Below are 7732 nucleotides of genomic sequence, written 5' to 3' on the forward strand. Positions count from 1 at the left end.
CGGCTCGCTCAAGGCGCGCCTGTGCGTTGAAGGCCGCGATGCGCTGTATGCCTACTGCACTGAGCGCGGGGTCGCCCACCGCCGCTGCGGCAAGTTGATCGTGGCCTCGAGCGCCGCGCAGCGAGCGCAGCTCGACACGCTGCATCGCCAGGCGCTTGCCAACGGTGTGGACGAGGTCGAAGCACTTGACGGCAGCGCGGCGCGCCGACTGGAGCCGGCGCTCGCGTGCGTGGCCGCGCTGCTCTCACCCTGCACCGGCATCGTCGACAGCCACGGCCTGATGCTCGCGCTGCAGGGCGATCTCGAGCAGGCCGGCGGCGTCGTGGCCATCGCCTCGCCGGTCGAGCGCATCGTCTGCGGCTCCCCGCGGCATGTCGTCGAGGCGGCGGGCACCGCGCTGGCGGCGCGCATCGTCGTCAATGCCGCTGGCCTGCACGCGCCTTGGCTGGCGCAGCGCAGCGAAGGCTTGGCGCCAGCCTTTCGTCCCACCGCGCATTTCGCCAAGGGCAACTACTTCAGCCTCGCGGGCCGTTCGCCGTTCTCGCGGCTGGTCTATCCGCTGCCCGAACCGGGCGGCCTGGGTATCCACCTCACGCTCGACCTGGCCGGCCAGGCGCGCTTCGGGCCCGACGTCGAGTGGACCCTGCCCGACGCCGACGGTCGATTCGACTACCGCGTCGACGCGGCGCGTGCGGCGGGCTTCGAGGCCGCCGTGCGCGGCTATTGGCCGGGCCTGCCCGCGGGCGCCCTGCAGCCGGCCTACAGCGGCGTGCGACCCAAGCTCGCCGGCCCCGGCGAAGCGGCGGCGGACTTTCGCATCGACGGCCCCGCCGAGCACGGCATCGATGGGTTGGTCAACCTGTTGGGCATCGAGTCGCCGGGGCTCACCGCCTGCCTGGCGATCGCTGCGGCGGTGTGCCAGCGGCTCGACATGCGCCGGCCCTGACGGCGGCAGCACTTCCCACCGGAGCGATTGCACGGCGCGCGCCGTTTCCTCGGCTACCGCGGCCTGCTTCGCGACCGCAGCGAGTGGACCCGCTCTGGCACGCCGGTGATTGCAGCGACCGAGCGGCGCGGCGCTGAGGGAGCGGCTCAGCGTGCCAGCAGGGCGTTGACGCTGCCCACGTCCTCGGGCTTGAGCGTGCCCGCCACCTGGCGCAACTGCAGGTTGCCCAGCACCACGTTGTAGCGCGCGCGTGCCAGGTCGCGCTGGGTGGTGAAGAGCTGGCTCTGTGCGTTGAGCACGTCGAGGTTCACGCGCACGCCGACCTTGAAGCCGAGTTGCGTGGCTTCAAGGGCAAGCTTGCTGGAGGCTTCGGCGGCTTCGAGCGCGCGCACCTGCGCTTCGCCCGACTGCACCGCGAAGAAGGCCTGGCGCGTGCCGCGCTCCACGCCGCGCTGCGCAGCGTCGGCGTCGTTGCGCGCCTTGTCCTGCAAGGCGAGCGTTTCCCTGACGCGGTTCTGGATCGAGTCGCCGGTGAACAAGGGCAGGTTCATCTGCACGCCCACGCTGCGGTTGGTGAAGCTGCCGGCAAGCGACGAAGCCCCGCTGCTCACGCCCACCACGCCGTCGTTGCGTTGCTTGCCGAAGCTGCCGACCAGGTCGACGGTGGGCAGGTGTGCGGAGCGCGCCTTGTCGGTTTCCAGCTCGGCGATGTCGTAGGTGAGCCGGGCGCGGCGGATGGTTGGCGCTTCGCCCGTGCGGGCCACCCAGGCCTCGACGTTGGCCGGCTCCAGGGTCGGCAGTTGCACCGGTACCGCCAGGCGCTGCGGCTCCACGTCCTGACGGCCCACCAACTGGTCGAGCGCGATGCGCGCACTGCGCAGGTCGTTGGCGGCGACGATCTCCTGCGCGGTGGCCAGGTCAAAGCGCGCCTGCGCCTCGCGGGTGTCGGTGATGGTGGCGGTGCCGACTTCGAAGTTGCGCTTGGCCGAGGCAAGCTGCTCGGAGATCGCCTTGGTGTTGGCTTGCGCGGTGCCGAGCGTGTCCTGCGCGGCCAGCACGTTCAGGTAGGCGGTGGTCAGGCGAATGACCAGGTCTTGCTCGGCGGCCTCGATGTCGGTCGCCGCGATGGCATAAGCGCGCTCGGCCTGCTCGACGGTGACGCGGTTGCTGCGGTTGAACAGCGGCTGCGTGGCGCGCACGGCGGCCTGGGTGTTGGTGGCGTGGCTGTCGGAGACGGGCGTGTCGGACCCCGAACGCGTGGTCGACGCGGTGAGGCCGACGTTCGGGCGCAGCAGCGCCTTGGCCTGGTCGCGCCGGTACTGCGCCGAGTCGTACTGCGCGCGCGCCGCGAGGTAGATGGCGTCATAGCTGCGCGCCGCGTCGTAGAGCGCCTGGATGCTCTGCGCCGGGCTCGCGGTGGCGCCGCACACCAGCGTGGCGCCGAGCAGGGTGCGCAGCAGGCGGTTCATCGGGGTGGGCAAGGGCATGGGGGCTTTCGTATGCATTGGCGAAGGCGGTGGAGCGCGGTGGAACGCGCTAGGGGTTGCGCCGCGTCAGAAGCGAAAGCGCGAGGGCTCGCCGAACCCGTCGAGCCGCGGTGCCACGGTGTCGAACAGCTGGGTGCGGCCGAAGCCGGCCGCGGCACTGCGCGTGACGAGCAGGGCCTGCATCACCGGCTCCTGGCCGACGATGGCGATGAGCCGGCCGCCCGGTTTGAGCTGCTCGAGCAGCGCCTGCGGCACCTCGGCGACCGAGCCGGAGAGCACGATGGCGTCGAACGCTGCGTCGTGCGCTAGGTCGGTGGCACCACTCGCCTCGCGCACATCGACGTTCACGACGGCGGCGCGCTGCAGGTTGATGCGCGCCTGGCGGGCCAGCGCGGGGCGAATCTCCAGACTCACGACCTGCTGCGCCTTGTGCGCCAGCAGCGCGGCCATGTGGCCAGAGCCGGTGCCGATCTCGAGCACGCGCTCATGCTTGTGCAGCACCAACTCCTGCAGCAGCCGCGCCTCGACCTTGGGTGAAAGCATGCACTGGCCTTCGGCCAGCGGCACCTCCAGGTCCATGAAGGCCAGCGCGCGATGCTCGGGCGGCACGAAGTCTTCGCGTTTGACGATCGCCAGCAGCGCCAGCACCGACGGATCGAGCACGTCCCAGGGGCGGATCTGTTGCTCGATCATGTTGAAGCGGGCTTGTTCGGTGTTCATTGCGCAGTAGGAAAAAGGGGGGTCGGCAGGCGCCGCATTCTCTCGCATCGATTCAGCGGCGCAGCGACATCGCGCGGCTGATAGCGCATGAAAAGCGGCGCGCTCCGAGCGCTTGCAACCGACTGTCCGAGCCGTTCGCACCGAATTCGCCAAGTGCCTTTGCAAACCGACTTACCGCTGTTAATGAGCAAAGGCAGCGAACACGCGCGGTCGCGGTCGCGTTTCATTCGCGGGTGCCAGGCTGCGCTGCGCTGCCGCTCGCAGCCGGGGCGGTTGGCAGCGGCGCGGCGCGCCCGCCGAAACGGCGCCGGGCCCACTGAGCCAGGTCGTCGAGATAGCAATAGATCACCGGCACCACCACCAGCGTGAGCAGCGACGAGGTGATCACGCCGCCGATCACCGCCTGGCCCATCGGCGCGCGCTGCTCGGAGCCTTCGCTGAGCGCAAAGGCCAGCGGCACCATGCCGAAGATCATCGCCAGCGTGGTCATGAGGATCGGGCGCAGGCGCACTTTGGCCGCGTGCAGCAGGGCGGTTTCGCGACTCATCGGCGCGAGCCCGCCCGCCGCGCCGTGCATGCCATCGCGCAAGCCGTCCTCACCCACCGTTCCCTCTCGCGAACGAATCGCAAAGTCCACCAGCAGGATCGCGTTCTTGGTGACCAGGCCCATCAGCATCACCACGCCGATGATGCTGAACATGTTGAGCGTGGAGCGAAACATCAGCAGCGACAGCACCACGCCGATGAGGGTGAGCGGCAGCGAACTCATCAGCGCCAGCGGTTGCAAAAAGCTCTTGAACTGGCTGGCCAGGATCATGTAGATGAACACCACCGCCAGCCCCAGCGCGCCGAGCGCATAGCTGAACGACTCCTGCATGTTGCGCGTGGAGCCACCGAAGCTGTAGCGGTAGCCGGGCGGGAAGGGCGTGGCCTCGAGCAGGCTGCGGATGTCGGCCGAGACATCGCCCGAGCTGCGGCCGAAGGCGTTGGCGTCGATGTTGATTTCGCGCGCGAGGTCGCGGCGGTTGATCTGGTTCGGCCCGGTCGAGGCGCGCACCTCGGCCACTTGCGCCAGCCGCACGATGCGCGGCGAGCCGTCGGCCGCGGCGCTCAGGTTGATCGGCAGGCGCGCGAGGCCGGCCAGGTCGGTGCGCTCGCCGGGCGCCAGGCGCACGTTCACGTCGTAGTTCTCGCCGTCCGGTGCGCGCCAGTTGCCCACGGTGGTGCCGGCCACCAAGGTGCGCAGGCTCGTGGCCAGCATGGCGACGTTGAGGCCGGCATCGGACGCGGCGTCGCGCCGCACTTCGACCGAGACGGTGGGCTTGTCGGGCTTCTGCGTGCTGTCCAGGTCCACCAGGCCGGGGATGTCACGCAGCCGCGCCACCAGGGTCTTGGACAATCGCTCCAGTTCGGCGAGGTCGGGCCCCTGGATCGAGAACTGCAGGCTCTTGCCGCCGCCGAGATCGGTCTGCCCGATGTTGGTGACGGTGACGCCGGGAATGCGCGCGAGCCGCTCGCGCAGCGGCGTCGTCATCTGCGTGACGCTGCGCGCGCGGTCCTTGCGGTCGACCAGCCGCACATAGACGGCGCCGTAGATGCTGCCCAGCGCCTGGCCGCTGTTGAGGGTGGTGACGGTGTAGAGCACCTCGGGCATCTCGCGCAGCGCCGCGTCGATCTGTTTGGCGCGCTGTTCGGTCAGCTCCAGCGAGGAGCCCACCGGTGTGTAGAAGTTGAGCTGGGTTTCGGAAAAATCGGCCTTGGGGATGAACTCCGCGCCGAGCAGCGGAATGATGAAGAAGCTGCCGGCGAAGGTGGCCAGGGCCACGCCGAGCGTGGCCAGCTTGTGCGCGAGCGACCAGCGCAGGATCGCCTGGTAGGCGTCGGACAGGTGCTCGGTGAGGCGGTCGAACAGGCCGGTGACGCGGCCGATCGTGCGCTCGTAGAGCGTGCGGCGCTCGCGCCCTGCGCCGTCTTCGGCGCGGCGCACGGCGGGGTCGTGCCAGATGCTCGACAGCATCGGGTCGAGCGTGAAGCTCACGAACATCGAGATCAGCACCGCCGCCACGATGGTGATGCCGAACTCGTGAAAGAACTTGCCGACGATGCCGCCCATGAAGCCGATCGGCAGGAACACCGCCACGATCGACAAGGTGGTGGCGAGCACCGCCAGGCCGATCTCGCGGGTGCCGTCGAGCGCCGCCTGCCGTGCGCTCTTGCCCATGCGCACATGGCGCACGATGTTCTCGCGCACCACGATGGCGTCGTCGATCAACAGGCCCACGCACAGCGACAGCGCCATCATCGTGATGGTGTTGATGGTGAAGCCGAAGGCATACATGAACAAGAAGGTGCCGATCAGCGCGATCGGCAGCGCGAGGCCGGTGATGACCGTCGAGCGCCACGAATTCAGGAACAGGAACACGATGGTGATGGTGAGCAGCGCGCCTTCGAACAGCGTGCGCTTGACGTTGGCCACGGCCACGCGAATGGCGCGCGAGTTGTCGCGGTTTATCTCGGTCCTGATGCCCGCGGGCGTCACGTCGGCGGCATTGGCGAGCGCCTTGCGCAAGCCGTCGACCACCGCGATGGTGTTCTCGCCCTGGGACTTTTGCACCGACAGCAGCACCGTGCGCTGGCCGTTGTAGAGCGCCAGCGTGCGCAACTCCTCGGGGCCGTCGACCACGTCGGCGAGCTGCCCGAGCTTGATGACAACGCCCGCACCGCCACCGGTGGCGCTGGCCGTGCCGCGCCGCGCGACGATGATGTCCTTGAAGTCCTCGGGCGTCCTCAGGCGCGCATTGACCTGCACCACGCGCTCCTCGTCGCGCGAGCGGATAGCGCCGAGCGGCAGTTGCTGGTTTTCGCTCTTCACCGCGGCGAGCACCTGCTCGACGCCCACGCCCAGCGCCTCCATCGCGGCGGGCCGCAGGTAGAGGTTGATCTCGCGTTTGCGCCCGCCGACCACCGACACGGCACCCACGCCGCGCACGTTTTCGAGCCGCTTCTGCAGCACCTGCGTGGCCCAGGTGGTGAGCGCCTGCGTGCTGCGCTGGCCGTCGCTGGACAGCACGGCCACGTTGAAGATCGGCTGCGAGGCCGGGTCGAAGCGCGAGACGCGCGGTTCTTTTACTTCGTCGCGCAGGACCGGGCGGATCAGCGCCACCTTCTCGCGCACGTCTTCGGCGGCCTTGCGGCCGTCGACGTCGAGGTTGAACTCGACGATCACCACCGAGGTGCCCTCGTAGGAGCGCGAGTACAGCGAGTTGATGCCGGCCACGGTGTTGACGGCTTCCTCGACTTTCTTGGTGACCTCGCTCTCGACGATCTCCGGCGAGGCGCCGGGGTAGTCCATCTGCACCACCACGGTCGGGAAGTCGATGTTGGGAAACTGGTCAATCGACAGGCGCTGGTAGCTGAACAGGCCCAGCACCACGAAAGCCAGCATGACCATGGTGGCCAGCACCGGGTTGGCGATCGAGACGCGGGTGAACCACATGGCGGGCGGCGATCGGGGTCAGGGGGTGGGAACGAACGAGGGCTTGCGGAGCGGCGGTCGGTTGTCTGGGCGTGTGTTGGTGTGCAGAGTGGGGAGCTGCCTTGCATGAGCTTGCGAGGGCGACAAGTCGCGGGCGGTCTTGTTCCCTCGCCCTTTTGGGGAGAGGGTGAGGGGCGGGGCCGTCGCGTCGGCACTGGTACTGGCATGGCGGGCGCTGCCTTGCGTGGTGTGTGGCGGCGCCAAGCCGCGGGTGGGCGGCGGGCTGCGCTTCAGTGCGGCGGTCTCCGCTGCGCTCCGACTGCGCTGCGCTGCGCGCGTGCGCGGATGAGCTCGCAAACTCGGCCGGAGTACCGACCTTAAACATGCGAGGTCAGCGCGCAAGCGCGCCGCCCGCTCCCGCTGCGCTGCTCGCCGCCGCAGAGGCGCTGCGCCCGCCGCCCGCCCGCGGCTTTGCGAGAGACGGCGGTGCCTTTGCTTGGGCTGATAAGAACCGCAGTGCCCGCTGCGATGCTCTTCGCAAAGAACCAATGTGCTTTGCAACGGCGCGGGCGGGTGGGCGGCCGCGCGCCTGTGCGGCGCCGAGGAGCGCAGGGGCTCGGGGGGTGCCGCGCCGAAGGCGAGGTCGAGCGAAGTTGTTTGAGCACCGTTGACCGCGCAGCGGGCATAAGGGCGAGTTCTTCGCTCGCCCCCGGCACCGAGCACCGCAGGGAAGTCGCAGCGAAGCGGCGACCGCCGCACTGAAGCGCAGACGCCCGCCCGCCCGCCCGCGGCTTTGCGCCGCCGAGCCACACGCGAGGCAGAACTCGACCGTCGACGCAAAGTTCCGCGAGCCTGCGCGGCAAATACTTTCCTTCTCCACGCGCCCTGGATCGTCGCAATCCGCACCGCCGTTCCGCTCGGCTGGTACGCCTCGCGGCTGAGCCGGGCCGAGAGTCCGCAAGGACTCCCGGCTGTTCTGGCTCAGTCGTCCAGCCCCAACTCCTGGATCTTGCGCGTGATGGTGTTGCGGCCGATGCCGAGCTTGTGCGCGGCTTCGATGCGGCGTCCGCGGGTGACGTCGAGCGCGGTGTGGATCAGCTGGGC

Annotated in this window: 5 protein-coding genes; 1 reads left to right on the forward strand and 4 read right to left on the reverse strand. The window is 69.4% G+C overall.

What is annotated here, in order from left to right; genetic code table 11:
* Positions 1-946: NAD(P)/FAD-dependent oxidoreductase (locus RMO12_RS05030; RefSeq protein WP_309638439.1), on the forward strand; the 946-nt coding region annotated here is incomplete at its 5' end.
* Positions 947-1092: 146 nt separating this feature from the next.
* Here the strand turns inward: RMO12_RS05030 and RMO12_RS05035 are convergent.
* The 4 genes from RMO12_RS05035 to RMO12_RS05050 form a co-directional block, all read right to left on the reverse strand.
* The gene (locus tag RMO12_RS05035; RefSeq protein WP_309638440.1) at positions 1093-2433 is read right to left on the reverse strand and encodes a TolC family outer membrane protein; all 1341 of its coding nucleotides are present in this window, start codon (positions 2431-2433) and stop codon (positions 1093-1095) included.
* 66 nt (positions 2434-2499) lie between these two features.
* Positions 2500-3153, reverse strand: coding sequence for a protein-L-isoaspartate O-methyltransferase (locus RMO12_RS05040; protein WP_309625681.1), 654 nt, complete (start codon positions 3151-3153; stop codon positions 2500-2502).
* Between the two features lie 223 nt (positions 3154-3376).
* Entirely contained in the window at positions 3377-6649 is a 3273-nt protein-coding gene (locus RMO12_RS05045; RefSeq protein WP_309638441.1) for an efflux RND transporter permease subunit, read from the reverse strand.
* 960 nt (positions 6650-7609) lie between these two features.
* A partial coding sequence (locus tag RMO12_RS05050) for a helix-turn-helix domain-containing protein (protein WP_309638442.1) occupies positions 7610-7732 on the reverse strand: 123 nt, incomplete at its 5' end.

The sequence above is a fragment of the Methylibium sp. genome, assembly GCF_031393925.1.
Taxonomy (GTDB): Bacteria; Pseudomonadota; Gammaproteobacteria; order Burkholderiales; family Burkholderiaceae_C; genus Methylibium.